The following is an 18510-nucleotide window of genomic DNA, read 5'->3' on the forward strand; positions in this document are numbered from 1 at the left end:
GGCTGCGGGGCGGGAGAGCTTCTGTGAATGATCAGGACCGGGGGAGCCGGAAGATGTTGGCCGGTCTGCTGGCGTCGAGCCAGCTGATACCCCTTGAGTGGCTACCGGCGAAGACGGCCGAGCACGCGGCGTCCGCGGGTTTCACCCGGGCACTGATCTATGTGGCGGACCTGCAGCGCGAGGTGCTGCAACTGCTGACCGGCCACGGGCTGGACGCCGCGGGTGAAGCCGACGGCGACGAGACCGGGTTCAAGATCGAGGGCACGCTGCCGGGCCGGGCATACCAGTACGGGCAAATATTGCGCGGTGGCCGCTCCGATTCCGAGGAACGGCACTGGTGGGTGCCGTTGCTCAACGGCACCGAGCGCCTGGGGGTACTGCGCCTTACCACGCAAGCCGATGACGCGCGCACGCGAGAGAACATGGAACTCCTCGCCTCCCTGATCGCGCTGATCATCGTCAGCAAACGGCAGAGCAGCGATTCCTACGCCCGGCTGATGCGCACCGAACCACTGAACATCGCCGCCGAGATGCAATGGCATCTGATGCCGCCTCCCACCTACTCCGACAGCCGCGTGGCGATCTCCGCCGCGATGGAGCCGGCCCACCACGTCAGTGGCGATGCCTACGACTACGCCACCGCGGGCCCGGTGGTGCACGTATCGATCTTCGACGCGATGGGCCACGACACCGCCGCCGGCCTGACCGCCGCCCTGGCCATGGGTACCTGCCGCAACACACGCCGACAGGGCGGGAGCCTGCTGGACATCGGCGAAGCGGTCGAGGACGCGCTGCTCAAGCAGTACCACCAGACGCGGTACGTCACCGGCATCCTGGCCGATCTCGACACGGACACCGGAGTCCTGACCTGGGTCAACCGGGGGCACATGCCGCCGGTACTCATCCGTGCGGGCCGTTCGAGCAGCCAGTTGAGCTGCAGACCCGCGCACCCGATGGGCACTGCCCTGGGGCTGGAAGCCACGATGTGCCGTGAACAGCTGGAACCCGGTGACCGCATCGTGTTCTACACCGACGGCATCACCGAAGCCCGCGGCAGCGGCGACACCGAACTCGGTGTGGAACGCTTCACCGACTTCCTGATCCGCCACCATGCCGACGGCCTGCCCGTCCCCGAAACACTGCGCCGCCTCATCCACGCACTGCGCGACTACCACGACGGTCAACTCCAGGACGATGCCACCATCCTGATCTGCCAATGGCTGGGCCCCGCCGATGCCCCCACAGTTCCCACAGCTCCCGGGACGGGCAGCACCTGAACGACCCGGCCGCGCCGCCCGGACACCTACGCCAAGGACTGCATCCGCTTCTCCGCGTCGTGGGCGGAAGAAGATCCGTGTCTACGAGTCGAGCTGGCAGTCCAAGCCGAAGCCGTAAGCACCTGGCGCCGATGCGCACCACACCTGGTCGGACCTCATCGAGCTGTCCGGCCTCAGCGGCACCGTCAAGCACCTCACGGTGCTGAAGGAGACCGTCCAGGGCGGCATCACCCTGCCGGGAACGCCACACGCCCTGCGCTCCGTCAACTACCCGACCGCTCCTGGGCCCTGGACGTTTGAGGGCGAGGTGCAGGACCTGGCCGGGCCAGAGGTGTTGGCATTCTCGGCCACGGCGGGTGACAAGCGACTCGTGCCAGCCGGTGAGTCCGTGACTGCGGTGACAGAACGCCGTTGGCGTGCTGGTCATGGTCGATCAGGAAGGCGGTCAGCATGTGGAGGGAGGACTTGCCGACGAACATGCCGGGGCGATCAGCAACGCGCGCGAAGTACTCCCGTTCGGTCATCTTCGACACCTGAGCTACATGATCGTTCGCCATCAGCACGAGCTCCGCACGCGCCGCTGGTTCATGAACCGGTCGCTGCTGCTCGGCGGTGCCGCTGCCGTGGCGACCATGACCGGCTGTTCCGGCGGTTCCTCGGAGACGACGGGTGATGCCTCCAGCGGAACGCCCAGCGGGATGCCTTCCGGCGGCCCGGGAGGCATGGGTCCGGGCGCCACCGAGGTGAAGTACGCCGACTTCGTCGAGGTCACCACGGACGGCAAGGTCGTCGACGACCTGTTCTCCATCCACTCCACGGATATTTCCACCGACAAGATCGTCCAGGCCGCGCAGGCGTTCCTGGACGGGCTGACAATTAAGGAGCGCAAGGCGTCCCTCTTCGAGGTGGACGACGACGAGTGGCTGGCCTGGAGCAACGTCGACGGCTACGAGCGCGAGGGCGCCCGCATGGGCGACCTCAACGAGAAGCAGCGGAAACTCGGTTACGCCCTGCTCGGCACGGCGCTGTCCGCCGACGGGCTCGCCCAGACCCGCAACATCATGAAGCTTAACGCCTTCCTGGGCGACTACGGCGGCGGTGGCAAGGAGACGCTGACCGAGGGGCACTACTACTTCACCTTCATGGGCACCCCGTCCACGACCAAGCTCTGGGGCTTCCAGTACGAGGGCCATCACGTGGCCATCAACTACTTCGTTCTCGGCGACCAGGTCGTCATGACGCCGGCCTTCATGGGCTCGGAACCGACCTCGGCCACCTACAACGGCGAGAGGGTCACCCTCTTCAAGCCGGAGACGAAGGCCGGTCCGGCGCTGCTGCGGTCCCTGACCTCGGCGCAGCAGAAGAAGGTGCTCTCCGCCGACGATAGGGGCGGCACCAACATGGTGGCCGGGGCCGGCCAGGACAACCTGAAACTGGCCCACCAGGGCCTCGCCGCCTCGGAGTTCACCGCCGCGCAGCGACAGAAGCTGCTCGACCTGGTCGGCGTCTACGTCGGTTACATGGACGCCGGTCACGCCGCGGTGAAGCTGAAGGAGGTGGAGGAGCACCTGGACGACACGTACTTCTACTGGATCGGCAAGACCAAGGACTCCTCCGCGTTCTACTACCGGGTGCACAGCCCGGTCGTGCTCATCGAGTACGACGCCCAGTCCCCGCTGGCCTACGGCGAGGACGCCCAGATGGGCGGCGGCGGTGGCGCCCCCAGCGGCCAGCCGAGCGGTCAGCCCGGCGGGATGCCGAGCGGCGACCCGAGCGGGACCCGAGCGGGATGCCCAGTGGCGGCCTCGGCGGTGGCATGGGTGGCATGGGCGGCACCCCCACCCAGCAGCACATCCACACCATCATTCGCACGCCCAACGGCAACGACTACGGCGTGGATCTCCTCAAGCTCCACCTGGAGACCGACCACTGACGTCCGGAACGCATCACGTCTCACTCCTGGCCCGAGTCGCCTCCCCGGCGCCGGGCCAGCAGTGTCGTGCCGCCCACCACGCACCCGACGGCGACGACCTTGCCGGCCCCGTAGTACCCGGCCCAGTCGTCGTCAACGGAGTTCCCGGTCAGGAACAGCCACAGCAGCAGGGCCACGCCCGCCACCAGGCACACCACTCCGCCCATCGGGCCCAGCCCGGCCCACCAGGGTTCGTTCCGCACCTGTCCACCCCTCCTTGGCATATCGATCACCGGAGAGGACGCGCATCGTGGGCGCGAAGGTTCCCGAACGGGTAGGGCTGCGCGAGCCATTGGCGTGCCAGGCATTCGGTTTCGACGGTTCCGTTCAGAACGCTCGTTGCGGTGACGGGGGTGTCGGCGGCGGTCTCCCGGGCGTCTTCGCGGATGAGTTCGGCGCGCAGGGTCCGTTCGTCATGGATGAGATGGGTGGTGTCGTCGGACCAGGTGTGCCACTTCCCAGCCCTGTACTCGGTGAGGAACGCGTCGGGGACGGCGTCGTGGTCGGCCGGGTCGGCGACGTAGGCGGGCACCGTCTCGGTGGCTGCCCGGCCGGTTCGGGCTCAGCGAGACCGGGAAGTACAAGGGGCTGCGGGCTTCTTCCTCTTCGGCCTGGCGCTCGACGTCGGTCGTGGGAGCGGGCCCGGGACGTGCCGCATCACCGTGCCGGCGGTGGACATCGGCGAGGGCCTCGGCGGCGGTTACGAAGGACGCCGAGGTGGCGGGCGAGGTCCTCCAGCCGCGGGCGTACCCGATGGCCGCGACAACGGCATCCGGGGTGACGTGCTCGCCGTCTGCGAGGACCACCGCGTCGCCTCGAACCGGTCCATGGCGGCTACGGCCCCGACCCAGCCGGCGCGCACCACCTCGATCGGTCTACGTCCTGTATCGGGACGGCGCCCTGCCGCACCCGGCTGTTGAGGCCGGTGGCCGGTTGCCAACTGATCTCAGGGGGCGGGAGACGACGGGACGCGACCGGACGCGACGGCCCAGGACCGAAGAGGGAGAGGGCCGACGACGGAAAGGGGAACGGCGCCGGGCCCATGACGGGGAGGCTCGGCGCCGCGGTGTTCGGGGCGGCCGTGACCGGCCGCCGATGGGGCCTAGGCGGCCTTGTAGCCGGACGTCTTGGCGATCCACGCGATGAAGTCGCCGGCGTCCTCGTTGGCGCCGTGGCCCGCGTCCCAGTAGTAGAGGTGGCTGACGTCGTCGCCCAACTGGTTCGCGGCGGCGGCCAGGTTGGCGGAGACGGTGAGGGAGGTGTCGGAGTCCGCGGTGCCGAGGCGGATCCACCAGTGCTTGGTGCGGCCCGGGTTGGGCTTGTCCGCCAGGTGGTACATCGGGTTCATCAGCCGCAGCTTCTCGGGGATGTCGCTCGCCAGGCGGGCGCTGGTCCCCTTGTCCTTGCGCAGGCTGTAGAGGGTGAAGTGGCGGAAGGGGGCGGTGCCCAGACCGAACTCGTTGTTGATGTCCCCGGTCATCGTGTCGGAGGTGTCGGTGGGCAGCGGGAAGAGGTCGAACGCCGGGGCGTCCTTCTTCCGCGCGCCCACGTGGGTGAGGAAGTCGGCCCAGGTGAAGGTCGCCTTCTTGCCGTCCCACGTGAGGAACGTGTTCTTCGCCAGGTAGGTCTTGCGGTCCGCTTCGGAGAGCGCCGCGAGGTACGTGGTAGCCGAGGGCTGCATGTACGTGGCGAGCAGGTACTCGTCGTAGTTGCGGGCGGTGAGGGTGCCGTGGCCGTTGAGCCCGCGCAGCTTCCGTCCGGCCTGGTACTCGGCGAACTGGGACTGCAGTTCCTTGGAGACCGTCTGGTCGACCTGCTTGCCGGTGCTGAGCTTGTTGGTGCCCCAGCACCACTCGTAGGCGCCGTCGGCGTGCTCCAGGTCGGTGATCGGGCACCAGGCGCCGGTCGCGAAGATCGCGTCCGAGGCGTCGGCGGCGCCGATCTCCTTCAGGTACTCGTCGTAGATCGGGCTGTCGCCGGACGCGCCGAGCAGCGCGGAGAGGGCGCCGCCGGCGCTGGTGCCGGTGGAGAAGATCCGGTCCGTGTTGCCGGGGACGCGGCCCTTGTTGGCGCGCAGGTACCGGACGGCGGCCTTCAGGTCGACGATGGCGGCGGGGGCGGTGCCGTAGTACTCGCCCTCGGAGTTCTTCAGGGTGCGGCCGCGCGCTCCCGGCTCCACGACGACGTAGCCGGCGGCCAGGCCCAGCTGTGGCAGGCTGACCATCTTGCCGCCGCTGAGCTGGGCGGAGCTGCCGGACTCGGTGCCGGAGGAAGAGGAGGCGGACGGGGAGGCCGAGGCGCTCGGCGCGGCGCTGCCGCCGGTCCCGCCGCCCATGGCGCCGCCGCCCACGCCGGTGGCGTCGGCGACCGATGCGGGCATGTAGCCGCCGACGGAGTTGGCGAAGAGGATCGGCGCGCCGGTGGCGTCGACCGCCTTGCCGTCGATCTTGACCGGGACGCTGATGTTCAGGCTCTGGTACTTCTCGTCGACCGGCTTGGTGACGTAGGTGATCGCCTTCCAGAAGCGGTACGTCACCTCGTGCTTGTCACCGGCCGCGTCGGTGACGGATGTCGTGAGAGTGGTGTAACCGTCCTCGTCGAAGACCAGGGCGTCGGAAACGGAGGAGGAGCCGCCCGTTCTGCCGCCGGCCTGTGCGGTGAGGGCGATGCCGCCGACCGCGGCGACGCCCGCTGTCGCGCCGATTCCCACCACGACGCTCCTGCGCCTGACTGCCCTGTGCTTCACGTTGAGGCCCTCCTGAATATGTGACGGTCTTGCACCAGCGAACGTAAGTAATCGCTGACAAGATTGCCAACAATCTGCGGGGATTCACGGGGCACGCACAGATTCATAGTGTGGGCACAGGGAAGCTCCGGCATCTCGGAGGCCCCCTGCTGCCCTGGCCCTCGACGACCTAGGAATGACCATGACCCATGGCCCGTACGGGTGATCGATCCTCCGCACGACCGCCCGCCCGCCCGCCGAGCCCTACCCGAAGCCCAAGCCCGAGCCGCCATGTCCCCATGTCGCAATGTCGCAATGTCGCTGTCTCGCCATGTCACACCGCGGCCGTGCGCATCGGCGTGGGCGCCAGCACCGTCGACCGATGACGCAACCGCCCCGCAAATTAGCTGGATTGCAAGTTCTACGCGGCGAAGCCGATGTTGTTGACGTACTCGTACTGGCCCCACTGCGAGCCGAGGTCGACGGCCTGGTCCACCCACGCCTCGTCCAGCTCCCGCCTGTCACCGGCCGCCCACGCGGTGACGATCCGGTCCCGGTGGCGGTCGTTCATCGTGCGACGTAGCGGGCGACGTTCTCCCTGCGCACGGTGCGGTACGCCTGGTCGATGCGCTCAAGGTTCCTGCGCGAGGGAGCGCGGGTGCCGGCCTGCCAGGCACGCGGGGTGCGATCGGTGACCGTCAGGCAACCGCACGGGCAGCGGTACGGGCATGGGCGCTGCGGGTCAGGTAGTGCAGGCGCACCGTCAGGCCACGGCAGGCGGTGACGGGGGTGGCGGTGTAGCCGGCGAGCGCGTCCAGCTGGGCAGGCGACGGCCTGGTGGCTTCGCGGAAGACGGCTCGCCAGTTGCCGGCCACGTGCAGTTCGTCGGTGCCCATCGCCCGTACGACGGGGAGGTCTTCGCCGTAGGCGCGGTGGGCCTTCTCCTACAGGTTGGCGAACGCCTGCAAGCAGAGGAGGTGCATCCAGTCGGTGCGGTAGAGCGCCCGGTTGTGGTTCGACTCCCCCGGCCCGGACAGGAACTCCAAGTACATCGCCTTCACGTACTCCAGCGTCACTTCGTCGCCATCGCCGCCGGCGATCGCCCGGTCCCGGGCGTCCTTGAGCGCGATGCGGAACTTCTCCAGCAGCCCCTCGGTAGCCCACGACGTCCACGACTCGTGGATCCGTGGTGGGTAGCGCAGCTCGTACTTCGGACCAGCCATGCGCAGCAACAGGCGCAGCAGCAGGCGCAGCGTCGGTTCGGTCACCCATAGGGGGCCGACTTCGTCGCAGGCTCCGCCGACGCCCTCCTTCGTCGCAGGAGTCGGTCCCGCGTCGCCGGTTTGCCGTCAGTCATCGTCCTGGGCCGCCGGGCCCTGGCGCCGCCGAACATGGTGGCGGAGGCCGCCGTCGGCGCCACAGGACGGCCGGTGCACCGTTCCGCGCCGCACGCCGGCGCCGTGCCTCGACCGCACGCCCGAGCCCTCAGCCGCATGACCCTGCCTCAGCTGATCGGCGCGGCACGGCGAACGTAGTCCGGTTGTCGTTCAGCGGTTATCTGCCCACGCGGCCGGCTCGTCGTAGCCCCCTCCCCGGCGCACGCGCGGTACGACGACCGGCGACGCGTCGCCGGGGGCGCTGAGAATGTCGGCGTCCACGTCGTACAGCCTCTTCACGAGAGCTGCGTCGATCGTGTCGCGGAGCGTTCCGCGCGCGACGACACGGCCGTCCTTCATGGCGAAGACGAGGTCGGCGTACCGCGAGGCGGCGGCCAGGTTGTGCTGGACCATGACGACGGTACGACCGGACGCGGCGACCACGCGGACCAGTTCGAGTACGTCGACGGCGTGGCCGAGGTCCAGTGCGCTGGTGGGTTCGTCGAGCAGTACGACCGGCGTCTGCTGGGCGAGGACCATCGCGAGCCAGCAGCGCTGCCGCCGGCCGCCGGGGAGCCGGTCGAGTCGCTCGCCGGCCAGTTCGGCGGTGCCGGTCGCCTCCAGCGCCTCGCGCACGGCGTGCTCGTCCTCGCGCGACCACTGGCGCAGCAGGCCCTGGTGCGGATGACGGCCGTAGCGGACGAGTCCGGCCACGGTCACCGCCTCGGGGGCGCGCGGCGACTGCGGGAGCAGGGCGATCCGGTGGGCGGCCTCGGGCCTGCCCAGGCCCCAGACGTCGGCGCCGACGGCGTGGACCGTACCGGCGTCGGGGCGGTGCAGCCGGGCGACGGCACGCAACAGCGCGTCCATCACCTCGTCATGGACGGCTTCGGCTACTCCCTGCTCGTGCGGCGCACCGCGGAGGTCTACTCGGCGCTCGCGCGCGGCGAGGAGCCCGCTCCGCGCACCTTCGGGCCCTCGCCGAACTCGTCGCGCAGGACGCCGAGTACCGGTCGTCGGACGCCTTCGCGGCCGACCGCGCCCACTGGGGGCGTGCCTTCGCCGACCGGCCCGAAGCGCCCTGGCTCGCGGGCCGCGGCGCGCTGCCCTCGCGCACGTTCCGCCGCCGCACGGCGTATCCGGCCCCTGACACCACCGAGCGACTGCGCGAACTGGCTGCCCGGACCTGCGCGACCTGGCCGGACGTCCTCATCGCCGCACAGGCGCTGTACACCGCCCGCGCGACCGCCCGGCAGAAGGTCGTGCTCGGGCTGCCCATGATGGGCCGCATGGGATCGGTCGCGCTGCGCGTGCCGGGCATGGTGATGAACGTGTTGCCGCTGCGGCTGACCGTCTCCCCCGACGCGACCTTCGCCGGACTGGTGCGCCAGGTGGTGCTCGGCGTACGGGAGATCCGCCGCCACCAGCGCTACCGCTACGAGGACATCCGCCGCGACCTGAGGCTCCTGGGAGAGAACCGGGGCCTGGTCGGTCCGCTCGTCAACGTCATGCCGTTCGACTACGGAGTGGACTTCGCCGGCGCCCCGCCCAGGCCCGTAACCTGTCCGCGGGCCCCGTCGACGATCTGACGGTCAACATCTACGACCGGGCCGACGGCCGCGGTCTGCGCGTCGACCACGACGGCAACCCGGCCCTGTACGAGGACAGCGACCTCGCGGCCCACCAGGAACGCTTCCTGCGTCTCCTGGACCGGCTCTCCGCCGGCGACCCGCAAGAGCCGCTCGCCACGCACGGCATCGCGACGCCGGCCGAAGAGGCGCTGGTCCTGGACGAGTTCAACCGTACGGACCGCGCGCTGCCACCCACCACGCTCATCGGCTCCATCGAGTCGCGTGCCGCCCGGACCCCGGACGCCACGGCACTGCTGTACGGGGACAGCGTGCTGACCTACGCGGAACTCAACACCCGCGCCAACCGGCTCGCCCGGCACCTGCGGACCCTCGGCGCACACCCCGGAGCGGTGGTGGCCGTCTCGGTGCCGCGCTCGGTGGAACTGGTCGTCTCCCTGCTCGCCGTACTCAAGGCGGGGGCGCTGTTGTCCCGCGCCGGAACCGCTCAGGTATCTCCGGCGCGGGAGACCAGCGGGGCACGTGTGGCGGTGACTCTGAGGAAGTCGAGTTGTTCCGCGGAGGGCGTGCCGGCGGCCGCGGTGTAGGCGACGATCCTGAGGTCCGATCCGGGCACGGTGAGGATGTCGCAGTCGAGGGTGATGTCCCCGACGGAGGGGTGGGTGACGGTCTTTCGGTCATGGCCGAGTGCGCCCGCGACGCCCTGCGACCAGAGGTGCGCGAAGCGGGGGCTGCGGGTGGCGCATTCCTGGATGAGTCCGCGCAGGCGGGCGTCGTCCGGGAAGGTGCCCTGTGCGGTACGCAGGTCGGCGACGAGAGCGGCTTCCAGGGCTTCCCGGCCACGTTCGGACCGAGGCAGACGGCCGGAATCGAGCTCAAGCAGGAACGTCTCACGTACCAGGTTGCGCTGTTCCGCGGGGGGCTGCGCGGGCTCTCCGAACAGTGTGGCCCACAGCCCGGTGCACGTGATGAGTGTCCAGTCCGCGGCGAAGACGGCCAGCGCCTCGCGGGTGAGGGCGGCGAGCAGGCGTTGCACGCTGGGCGGGATGTGGGTGGAGATGCGCCCGGATCCCGGCAGGGGAAGGTGTGCGAGGCGGTAGAGGTGATCCCGTTCGGACGCTTCCAGGTGCAGTGCGCGGGCCAGTGCCGCGGCGACCTGTTCGGAGGGGCGGCTGGCGCGTCCCTGTTCCAGGCGGACGAGGTAGTCCACGGAGAGTCCGGCGAGTGCGGCGAGCTCCTCGCGGCGCAGGCCCGCGGCTCGGCGTCTGCCGGTGGCCGGCAAGCCCACGTCGGCAGGTGCGAGCCGGTCGCGCCACTGACGCAGTGCTGTGCCCAGCTGGTTCTGTTCCTCGGTCACCGTTCCAGTATCAGCGCCCGGCCCGAGGTGAGGGTGGTACTGCCATTCCTACCGTTGTCGGTTGCACTGGTTGCGGCCCTCACGCCGGTCGACAGTGGTCGTAGCAGGCAGGCAGTGCCGCTCGACCTGTTGGGTACGAGCGAGCGGTTGCGTGCAGTCCGCTACGAGAGGCTGAGGTCAATGTCTGAAAACACGCTCGCCCGGAACCTGATCGGCGGGGAGTGGAGCGGGTCCGGCTCCGTGCAGGAGTCGGTCAACCCCTCCACCGGCGAGGTCGTCGGCACGTATGTCTCGGCGGGCCGCGCTGAGGCCGAGGCCGCGATCGCCGCGGCACGTACCGTCTTCGACACCACCGGCTGGTCCCGTGATCCGGCGCTGCGCTCCCGGGCCCTGTTCGAGCTGGCCGACCGGATCGCCGAACGCATCCCCGCTCTGAGCCGGACCCTGACCCGGGAGAACGGCAAGCGCCTGGACGAAACGGCCTGGGAGGCCGCGATCTCCGTCGACTGGCTGCGCTACAGCGCCGCGTCCGCGCTCACCCAGGTGGCCGGCCGGGCCGCCGAGCCGACGCCGGGCCAGTACTTCTACTCTTCGCCTGAGGCGATGGGGGTCGCCGGCATCATCTCGCCGTGGAACTCCCCGCTGTGCCTGACGGTGCGTGCCCTCGGTCCGGCGATCGGCGCGGGCTGCACGACGGTGGTGAAACTGCCCGGGCAGACCGCCCTGACCAACTCCCTGCTCGCCGAGGCCGTCGCCGCCACCGGATCCCTGCCCCCTGGTGTGGTCAACATCCTCACCGAGGCGGGCAACGAGGTGGCGCCGTCGCTGGTCGAATCGGTGGACGTGGATGTGCTCAGCTACACCGGCAGCACCCACGTCGGCCGCCTCATCGCCGCCGCGGCCGCACCGACGCTCAAGCGGCTCAACCTCGAACTGGGCGGCAAGACCCCGCTGATCGTGTTCGAGGACGCCGACCTGGATGCCGTCGTCCCGCAGCTGGTGATGGCATCCGTCCTGATGAACGGGCAGTTCTGCTGTACCGGCTCGCGCGTGCTCGTGCAGCGTGGCATCGCCGATGAACTGCGCACGCGGCTGGCCGCGGCACTGGAGGCGGTCAGGGTCGGGCCCGCCGAGGACCCCGCCACCCAGCTCGGTCCACTGATCGACAGGGCCGCCGTCGCACGGGTCGACAGCATTGTCGAGGAAGCCACCTCCTATGCCAAGGTCGTCGTCAGGGGTGGGCCCCTCACCGATCCCGCCCTGGCGGGCGGCGCGTTCTTCCGTCCGGCGCTGCTGGAGGTGGAGCGGCTCGATGTCCCCCTGGTGCAGCAGGAAGTCTTCGGTCCGGTCCAGACCTTCGAGATCTTCGAGGACGAGGCCGACGCGATCCAGCGGGCGAACGCCACCGACTTCGGCCTGGCCGCCGCGCTGTACACCCACGACGACTTCCGGGCCCGCCGGGTCGGCCGCGAGCTCCGGTTCGGCGGGATGTGGGTCAACACATGGGGCTCGATGTCCGAGCACTTCGAGCAGGGCGGCTTCAAGCAGAGCGGAATCGGCGTGCTGTGCGGCCCCTCGGCCATCGGCGAGTTCCAGAACATCAAGACCTACGCCACCGCCGCGCCGCGACAGCACTGAGGACCACGGCCTCAGCAAGCCGCCCCACATCCCGGCTCAGCGCACCGGTCAGGGCTGCGGAGCTCCCGCCGACGCCCTGACCTGCATGAGCCACCATTCGTACTAGTCTCCAGGAGCCCAGCGTGTCCAAGAAATCACCGCACACTCAGGAAATAGTCGTCGTGACCGGGGCATCGACCGGGATGGGCGCGGCCACCGCGCGGGAGATGGCCCGCCGCGGGTTCCATGTCCTCGCCGGCGTGCGCCGCGACAGCGACGGCAAGGCCCTCCTCGCCGCCGGCGTCGAGCCGGTGATCCTCGACATCACGAACCAGGAGCACATCGCGGCGCTGGTGGCGCGCATCGACGGCGACCCGCACCACCGCGCCGTGAGGGCGTTGATCAACAACGCCGGCCTTCCCTGCGCCGGACCGGTCGAAGTGGTGCCGCTCGACGAATGGCGGCGCGTGTTCGAAGTGAATGTCTTCGGGACCGTCGCGCTCACCCAGGCCCTGCTTCCCGCGCTGGTGCGCAGCAAGGGCCGTGTCGTCAACATCAGCTCGATGAACGGCAAAGTGTCCATGGCCGGCTACGGCGTGTACGCCAGTAGCAAGCACGCGGTGGAGGCGCTGAGCGATGCCTTGCGCAGCGAACTGGCACCGTCCGGTGTGCAGGTGGTGATCGTGGAGCCGGGTGGCGTCAAGACCGAAATGGCCCGCGTCGGACTATCGGGCCTGAGCGACCTCACCTCCCGGATGACCCCGGACCAGAACGAGCGCTACGGCGCCCTGACGCAGGCGATTCCCTCCCACGTCGCCGCGTTCACCAAGGCCGGTGCGACCTCCGACACCGCGGCCCAGAAGATCGCCAGGGCCGCGACCGACCGCAAGCCCCGCACTCGCTACACCATTGGTGCGATGACCGCCTTCCTCATCCGCGCCTCCAGCCTCCTTCCCGACCGGCTGTTCGACCGGATGACCATGTCCGATCTGCGCAAGCACTACCCGGACAAGGTCACATCCGGCCGGACCACCGCGGCACATCGCGCGTAGCCGGCCGCATGCTTCGTAGGAGGTGGCGGTCTTGACGCCCTTATGGATGTCAAGCTGCCAACAAGGCGGGCGGGCGAGTCGGCGTCGGTGAGAGTACTGAGCCGATGGACCTCACGTGCGACGTAGCGTTTGGGGCAGCGGGGTCCTTCGCGGCGGGTCTTGCCTTGGGACATGCGCTTGTCGATGCAGTCGCGGATTCGGGTGTCTCAGCGGACGTGGGTCCTCGCATGGAAGGGCGGCGTGCAAGTGTACCGGCCCAGGACGATGAGGGTCCCTGCCACCGGCTGTACCGGGTAGCCCGTAACACCCTGGTCAGCAGAGCTGTTGGTGCTGCTGGGACGGCATCGGCCTCCTTTTCCGGCCCCTCGCTGGGGCACGGGTCCGGCGCGGTGGCATCCTCTGGTTTGGGCGGGGCGAAGCGCACGCTCGCCGACGGCATCGTCGGGGCCCGCCTTCCCCTACGCCGACGGCCGGGCTGGGCCCGGGTTGGAAGGCGCCGTGCCGCAAGAGGGACATCGCCACCGACGTACTGGGCCTGATCACCGCCGTGGTAGTGACCGCGGCGAGCGTGCACGCCCAGGCGATCGGGATCGCCCTGCTGGACAAGGCCGCCGCCGCCACGCCCACGGTGCGGTGTCAGATCACAGTCTCACAGCAGTGCCTGCGCAACCGTCTGCACGGTGCCGTCCGGTGCCGTCCGGTGCCGTCCGAAGTGCGGTAGACGAGTGTGAGGCGTCCGTCGCCATCGCCCAAGGGCACAATGTCGTTCGCCGCCCAAGGGGGCGAGCGAGACGACATCGTTGCCACTCGGTGCTGAGGGACCCGTTCTGGTCCTACACACAAAGGGCGCCCCTGGTCTCGCGGATGGGGATCACGAGCCGTCCGTCGGCCGCGTTGACGGCGCTCGGCGCTCGGCGCTCACAATGCTGCCACCGAGGGGCTCGGGATCGGCCCAGCGGTCTCCACTCCCGGTGCGGAACCAGATCCCGTCGCCGGTGCCGATGACCAGGATCACCGCGCGGCCGTCGGCAACCACCACCGTAGAAGCAGCAGTCACGAAGTGTCGTTGTCGTGCTGAGCGGATCGGCCAGTAGGCGACCGAGGCGGATGCGGTGTGTCGGCACGCACGCCCTGACAGCCGGTCAGGGCGTGAGGTAGCAGGCCTTGCGTACTCCGGGCAGCGGATCCGTGCCGCCGACCGCTGCCGCCGTGCAACTGGCACTGCCTGTGAACGACTCGTACACGAAGTTGCCCCGAGCGCCGTAGGCGACGGTCCGCTGTCCGGTGAAGGCGCACGTCCCGCCCTCGTCGCTGCAGGCAGTGGAGTAGCCGACCGGACCGCCGGTGGCCGTGTAACAGGACTTGGACTCCCCTGGAATCGGGTCGCCGAACGTACCGTCGGTGCAGGCGGTGTCGCCGTTGGCCCTCTTCGTGGCGAACGCCCCGTAAGCGCCGGCCACGACGGGGGTCGCTCGGAGAACCTGTACCGGGTGCGTCCGGGCTGCGTGCCTTGGGAGTACGTCGTGCCTGTCCCGCCGGCCGGTTCCCCGATCATGGCCGACCCACCCTCGGTGTCGAGGTCGGCCAGCGGGCTGATCGGGGCGATACATTCGGCGGCGGCGTCGGCCACCACACTCACCCGCATTTTTGATCGCACGATCCAGATAGGCTACGGTGAGGCCATGGCAAGGACGCGGGAGTTCGACATCGACGCGGCGGTGAGCCGTGCGATGGAACTGTTCTGGAGGCGCGGATACGAGGCAACCTCCGTACGGGACCTGGTTCAGCACCTCGGAATCGGACAAGGCTCCCTGTACGCCGCGTTCGGCGACAAGGATGGCCTTTATCGGGCCGCGCTGGAGCGCTATCGCACCACCTTCGCGGCGGCAGCCCTGCGCAGCCTCGAAGAGGGGGCTGATGCCCGATCGGCGATCCGTGCACTGCTGGTCGAACGAATTCACATAGCGGTGGAACACGACGGCCGGGGATGCCTGTTGGTCAATGCCGCCACCGAGCGCCTCCCGGAGGACCAGCCAACCCGTCGCACCGTGCGGGACGTGCTGGGCGCCAACCAGGACGCGCTCACCGACCTGCTGTGCGTGGCGGCGGAGCGCGACGAGATCTCGACACGGCACGACCCGCCCACCCTCGCCGCCTTCCTCGTCACGTTCCTCAACGGTCTTCTCGTGTCCTCGAAGATCACTCCGGACGCCCTCGCCCTCGAACCTCTTGTGGAGGTCGCGCTGACCGTACTCGACTGACCCGCCTCATCACGCTCAGAATCCACAGCGGTTCCTCATGCCCAAAATCTGTATCGTTTGATCCAGATAAACGTGACGGAAGAGCCACGCCGAAGTCGGCGTCGTGACCACCCGCCACTTCCCCCAAGAGCGCCAGAGCGCCAGAGCGCCGGCCCACCGGTATGCGATTGCCTCCTCCCTCATCAGCCCGCCCTGCGAGCACGGGCGGGCGACGCACGACACCACGGAAAGTTGACAGAAATGATCTTCGACCACCACGGAAAGCCGGTTCGCACGGGCCGTGCCACCGTCAACGGAACAAGCCTGCACTACCGCACAGGCGGGTCCGGCCCGGCAGTGGTGCTCCTGCACGGCGTACCGAAGACCAGTTACCACTGGCGGCACCTGTTCCCGAAGCTGGCACCGCACTACACCGTCGTCGCACCGGACCTCCGGGGCCTCGGCGACTCAGCACGCCCCGCGGACGGCTACGACTCCGCGACGATGAGCGACGACATCGCCGCTCTGATGGACCACCTCGGGCACGACACCTACACCGTGATCGGCGAGGACTGGGGTGCCGTGATCGGCTACCAGCTCGCGGCCAGGCACCGGGATCACGTCAAGGCGCTGGTCTTCGCCGAAGCACTGTTCCCCGGGTTCGGCTTCGAGGACCACAACGCACTCACACCCGAGATGATTTCGAGCGGCATGCACATGTGGCACCTGGGCTTCTACTTCCAGCCGGACGTACCCGAGATGCTCATCACCGGACACGAACGCGAGCTGATCACCTACATGATCAAGTCCGAGCGCAGCAACCCGGACACCGCCACCCCTGACGCGATCGAAGAGTACGTGCGCTGCTATTCCATGCCCGGGGCCATCCGCGCGATGCTGTCGATCTACCGGGCGATACACGTCGACGGCGAGCAGAACCGGCAAGCGGCTCAGAAGAAGCTCGACATCCCGGTGCTGGCCCTCGGCGGCTCGGCGTTCATCGGCGACCGCAACGAGTCCCAGATGCGGCTGTTCGCCCACGACGTCACCGGGCACGTCTTCGACGCCGGGCACGACCTCGCCGAGGAAGTACCCGACGAGATGGCCGAAGTCGTACTGCCCTTCCTGGCCAAGCAGATGTAACCGCAAGGACAGGGCTCGACCCGACGCTCAAACGCCGTACCGTCAAGGCATATCCGGCAGGTCGGCACCGAGCGTCTGATGCGTCGGCAGGCATGGTTTCCATTCGGATCACGGGACATCCAGAACTCCATGATCCTGGGGGCCGTGCCTGTCGCGTTCCCTGAACCGGCTGAGCCGGTAGGTCGTCACGAACCAGGCGTCGAGCGACTACGCCGCCTTCCCTCAGAGCCTCGCGTACAAGAAAGGAGCGCCTGCCACCAAGGTCAACTCGTCAAGAGTTATGGATACCGTTATTACATGCTGTAGCTCGATCCTTGCGTATACGGGGAGCGGGGTCACGTGAGGCCTCGCCGATCTCAATCGGTTCCCACAGGTGTTCGGTATGATTCCTCTCGCGCCGTCGAAAGCGGCCCGCTCCCCCAACGAGCCCTATCGCTACTCGGCAAGAGAAGGACGGACGTCGGGTACAGGTGCTGTCGTCTCGTTGAGGAGGGTGAAAGAACAGCTGGGCGGGAGACCGACGAGGCGTGGCGACCGTGGACCACAGCGAGTTACCGGCCGAGGCCCTGGTTTCCGGGAGCGTCAGGCGTCGCCTGCACGCGGCGCGCCTGGGCCTGTGGCTGGTGCCCGAAATCATCGCCACCGTCCAACGGGTGCGGAGCTTCTCGACGCCGCACCATGAGACGCGGACGATGCCGACCAACCGGCGTGCGGTGCTGCCGTCACTGTGGGCCGGAGCGGTGTTCGCCGCCATTTCGCTCAGGTGCTGGATGAAGGCTCTCGCTGCACACACTGTTCGCGGTCTCGACAATCCTGGCCGCCGGCAACCGCTGGCGGCTCGACACGGAGGTGGGCGACGTGACGGTCGTCGGCGCCGACCGCGGCCTTGTGTACCTCCTTTTGGTTGGCGCACCCGTCTCGCCGCGGCAACGTCAGCAGGCCATGAGTCGGCGCCAACGAGGGAACCGACACCCGGTTGGCACAGTCGCTCGGAATGCGGTGCAAAGTGAGGGAAGGCGCCATGGGCAGAGAAGCACAGATCATGCGGGGGCGAGATGCCTTTCGCGTTCAGGCATGGACCGATGCCTTCGAAGCGCTCGCTACTGCCGAGGCCGAGCGGACATTGGACACCGCCGACCTGGAGCTGCTCGCCGAGGCCGCGGACATGCTGGGACGGTCCGACGACGCAGTGGTACTACTGCGTCGGGCGTACACCGCGCATGCCGAGTCCGGATCGGTCGGACGGGCACTGCGTTGCGCGTACTGGCTGTGCAAGTTGCTGGCCTGGGGCGGGGAGTTCGCGCAGTCGGGGGCCTGGCTGGCCCGCGCGAAGCGGCTGGCACTGGCGGAGCCCGGCTGCCCGGAATACGCATACGTGGGTTTGCTGGAAGCTGAACTGCACTTCCGGGCCGGAGAGTTCGAGCAGATGCTCAAGGTCGCGCACCGGCTGCCTGAGGGTCGTGACGGCTCTGATCCCGACCTCGCGGCCAGCACGACAATGACGCGCGGCCTGGCGCTGGTGAACAACGGCGACATCGGTGCCGGCCTCGCCGAACTCGACGACGCGATGGTGGCCGTGGCCGAGGGCACGGTGTCCGCGCGCTGCACAGGGATGATCTACTGCGTCGTCATCGGCGCCTGCCAGGAACTACAGGAACTGCGCCGGGCCAAGGAGTGGAGCGAGGCACTGGCCAAATGGTGCGCCGCCCAGCCCGACTTCACCGGTGTCTACCGTGGACTGTGCCGAGTGCACCGGGCCACGCTGCTGCAGCTCGGCGGCGCCTGGCCGGACGCGGTCCGCGAGGCGCGCCTGGCCTGCACGCAGTTGACCACAGGCTACGGGGAGGGCGCGGCGGGCGGCGCCTTCTACGAGCTGGCCGAGCTGCACCGGCTGCGCGGCGAGTACGCCGACTCCGAGCGGGCCTACCGCGACACGTTGAACCACGGCTGGGATGCTCAACCGGGCCTCGCGTTGCTCTGGCTGGCGCGTGGCCGTAAGGACAAGGCGACGGCCGCGATCCGGCGGGTGCTGGCGGAGACGACGGAGCCGCTGCGCCGGGCACGACTGCTGCCGGCGGCGGTGGAGATTCTGTTGGCGGATGTTACGGACGGTCCGGGTGAGGCGGCGTCCGTCGCTGATGAACTGTGGGGCATTGCCAGTG

The 18510-nt window shown here is 69.1% G+C and carries 13 protein-coding genes and 3 pseudogenes; 9 read left to right on the forward strand and 7 right to left on the reverse strand.

What is annotated here, in order from left to right; translation table 11 throughout:
* The first annotated feature begins 53 nt into the window (after window positions 1-53).
* Both ACIOKD_RS40480 and ACIOKD_RS40485 read left to right on the forward strand, forming a co-directional pair.
* Complete coding sequence (locus ACIOKD_RS40480; protein WP_402093390.1) at window positions 54-1277, forward strand: PP2C family protein-serine/threonine phosphatase; 1224 nt, start codon at window positions 54-56, stop codon at window positions 1275-1277.
* A gap of 425 nt (window positions 1278-1702) precedes the next feature.
* Window positions 1703-4030, forward strand: coding sequence for a DUF3500 domain-containing protein (locus ACIOKD_RS40485; RefSeq protein WP_402093391.1), 2328 nt, complete (start codon window positions 1703-1705; stop codon window positions 4028-4030).
* Between the two features lie 321 nt (window positions 4031-4351).
* Here ACIOKD_RS40485 and ACIOKD_RS40490 read toward each other — a convergent pair whose 3' ends face one another.
* The 4 genes and pseudogenes from ACIOKD_RS40490 to ACIOKD_RS40505 form a co-directional block, all read right to left on the reverse strand.
* Entirely contained in the window at window positions 4352-5995 is a 1644-nt protein-coding gene (locus ACIOKD_RS40490; RefSeq protein ID WP_402093392.1) for a subtype B tannase, read from the reverse strand.
* 400 nt (window positions 5996-6395) lie between these two features.
* Window positions 6396-6795: pseudogene (locus ACIOKD_RS40495) on the reverse strand (transcriptional regulator); the annotation flags it as partial.
* A gap of 21 nt (window positions 6796-6816) precedes the next feature.
* A pseudogene (locus tag ACIOKD_RS40500) lies at window positions 6817-7272 on the reverse strand (transcriptional regulator); the annotation flags it as partial.
* Window positions 7273-7521: 249 nt separating this feature from the next.
* Complete coding sequence (locus ACIOKD_RS40505) at window positions 7522-8220, reverse strand: ABC transporter ATP-binding protein (protein ID WP_402093393.1); 699 nt, start codon at window positions 8218-8220, stop codon at window positions 7522-7524.
* Between ACIOKD_RS40505 and ACIOKD_RS40510 the strand changes: the two are divergent.
* Window positions 8209-9403, forward strand: a pseudogene (locus ACIOKD_RS40510) (condensation domain-containing protein); the annotation flags it as partial. The gene ACIOKD_RS40505 and the pseudogene ACIOKD_RS40510 overlap by 12 nt on opposite strands.
* A gap of 23 nt (window positions 9404-9426) precedes the next feature.
* On the opposite strand, the gene ACIOKD_RS40515 reads toward ACIOKD_RS40510, so the two are convergent.
* Window positions 9427-10296, reverse strand: coding sequence for a helix-turn-helix domain-containing protein (locus ACIOKD_RS40515; RefSeq protein ID WP_402093395.1), 870 nt, complete (start codon window positions 10294-10296; stop codon window positions 9427-9429).
* A 180-nt stretch (window positions 10297-10476) separates the two neighbouring features.
* Between ACIOKD_RS40515 and ACIOKD_RS40520 the strand changes: the two genes are divergently transcribed.
* The 3 genes from ACIOKD_RS40520 to ACIOKD_RS40530 all read left to right on the forward strand — a co-directional run bounded on the left by ACIOKD_RS40520 (window position 10477) and on the right by ACIOKD_RS40530 (window position 13686).
* Window positions 10477-11934: an aldehyde dehydrogenase family protein gene (locus tag ACIOKD_RS40520; RefSeq protein WP_402093396.1), complete on the forward strand. Its 1458-nt coding sequence runs from the start codon at window positions 10477-10479 to the stop codon at window positions 11932-11934.
* 122 nt (window positions 11935-12056) lie between these two features.
* The gene (locus ACIOKD_RS40525) at window positions 12057-12965 is read left to right on the forward strand and encodes an SDR family oxidoreductase (protein WP_402093398.1); all 909 of its coding nucleotides are present in this window, start codon (window positions 12057-12059) and stop codon (window positions 12963-12965) included.
* A gap of 553 nt (window positions 12966-13518) precedes the next feature.
* Window positions 13519-13686: a hypothetical protein gene (locus ACIOKD_RS40530; protein WP_402093400.1), complete on the forward strand. Its 168-nt coding sequence runs from the start codon at window positions 13519-13521 to the stop codon at window positions 13684-13686.
* Window positions 13687-13836: 150 nt separating this feature from the next.
* On the opposite strand, the gene ACIOKD_RS40535 is transcribed toward ACIOKD_RS40530, so the two are convergent.
* Window positions 13837-14022 carry a hypothetical protein gene (locus ACIOKD_RS40535; protein ID WP_402093402.1) on the reverse strand — a complete coding sequence of 62 codons (186 nt, stop codon included), beginning with the start codon at window positions 14020-14022 and terminating at the stop codon, window positions 13837-13839.
* A gap of 85 nt (window positions 14023-14107) precedes the next feature.
* Window positions 14108-14425, reverse strand: coding sequence for a hypothetical protein (locus ACIOKD_RS40540; protein WP_402093404.1), 318 nt, complete (start codon window positions 14423-14425; stop codon window positions 14108-14110).
* Between the two features lie 222 nt (window positions 14426-14647).
* On the opposite strand from ACIOKD_RS40540, the gene ACIOKD_RS40545 reads away from it, so the two are divergent.
* From ACIOKD_RS40545 to ACIOKD_RS40555, 3 genes are all read left to right on the forward strand, one after another.
* Window positions 14648-15226 (forward strand): TetR/AcrR family transcriptional regulator, encoded by a 579-nt coding sequence (locus ACIOKD_RS40545; protein WP_402093406.1) that lies wholly within the window; start codon window positions 14648-14650, stop codon window positions 15224-15226.
* A gap of 240 nt (window positions 15227-15466) precedes the next feature.
* Window positions 15467-16348 carry an alpha/beta fold hydrolase gene (locus ACIOKD_RS40550; RefSeq protein WP_402093407.1) on the forward strand — a complete coding sequence of 294 codons (882 nt, stop codon included), beginning with the start codon at window positions 15467-15469 and terminating at the stop codon, window positions 16346-16348.
* 1021 nt (window positions 16349-17369) lie between these two features.
* A partial coding sequence (locus tag ACIOKD_RS40555; protein WP_402093409.1) for a hypothetical protein occupies window positions 17370-18510 on the forward strand: 1141 nt, incomplete at its 3' end.

The organism is Streptomyces sp. NPDC087844 (genome assembly GCF_044742785.1).
Classification (GTDB): Bacteria; Actinomycetota; Actinomycetes; order Streptomycetales; family Streptomycetaceae; genus Streptomyces.

Coding starts and splice junctions, on each gene's coding strand:
- ACIOKD_RS40505 (WP_402093393.1), bottom strand. CDS start 8,220: ATGGACGCGCTGTTGCGTGCCGTCGCCCGGCTGCACCGCCCCGACGCC.
- ACIOKD_RS40545 (WP_402093406.1), top strand. CDS start 14,648: ATGGCAAGGACGCGGGAGTTCGACATCGACGCGGCGGTGAGCCGTGCG.
- ACIOKD_RS40480 (WP_402093390.1), top strand. CDS start 54: ATGTTGGCCGGTCTGCTGGCGTCGAGCCAGCTGATACCCCTTGAGTGG.
- ACIOKD_RS40550 (WP_402093407.1), top strand. CDS start 15,467: ATGATCTTCGACCACCACGGAAAGCCGGTTCGCACGGGCCGTGCCACC.
- ACIOKD_RS40520 (WP_402093396.1), top strand. CDS start 10,477: ATGTCTGAAAACACGCTCGCCCGGAACCTGATCGGCGGGGAGTGGAGC.
- ACIOKD_RS40485 (WP_402093391.1), top strand. CDS start 1,703: ATGGTCGATCAGGAAGGCGGTCAGCATGTGGAGGGAGGACTTGCCGAC.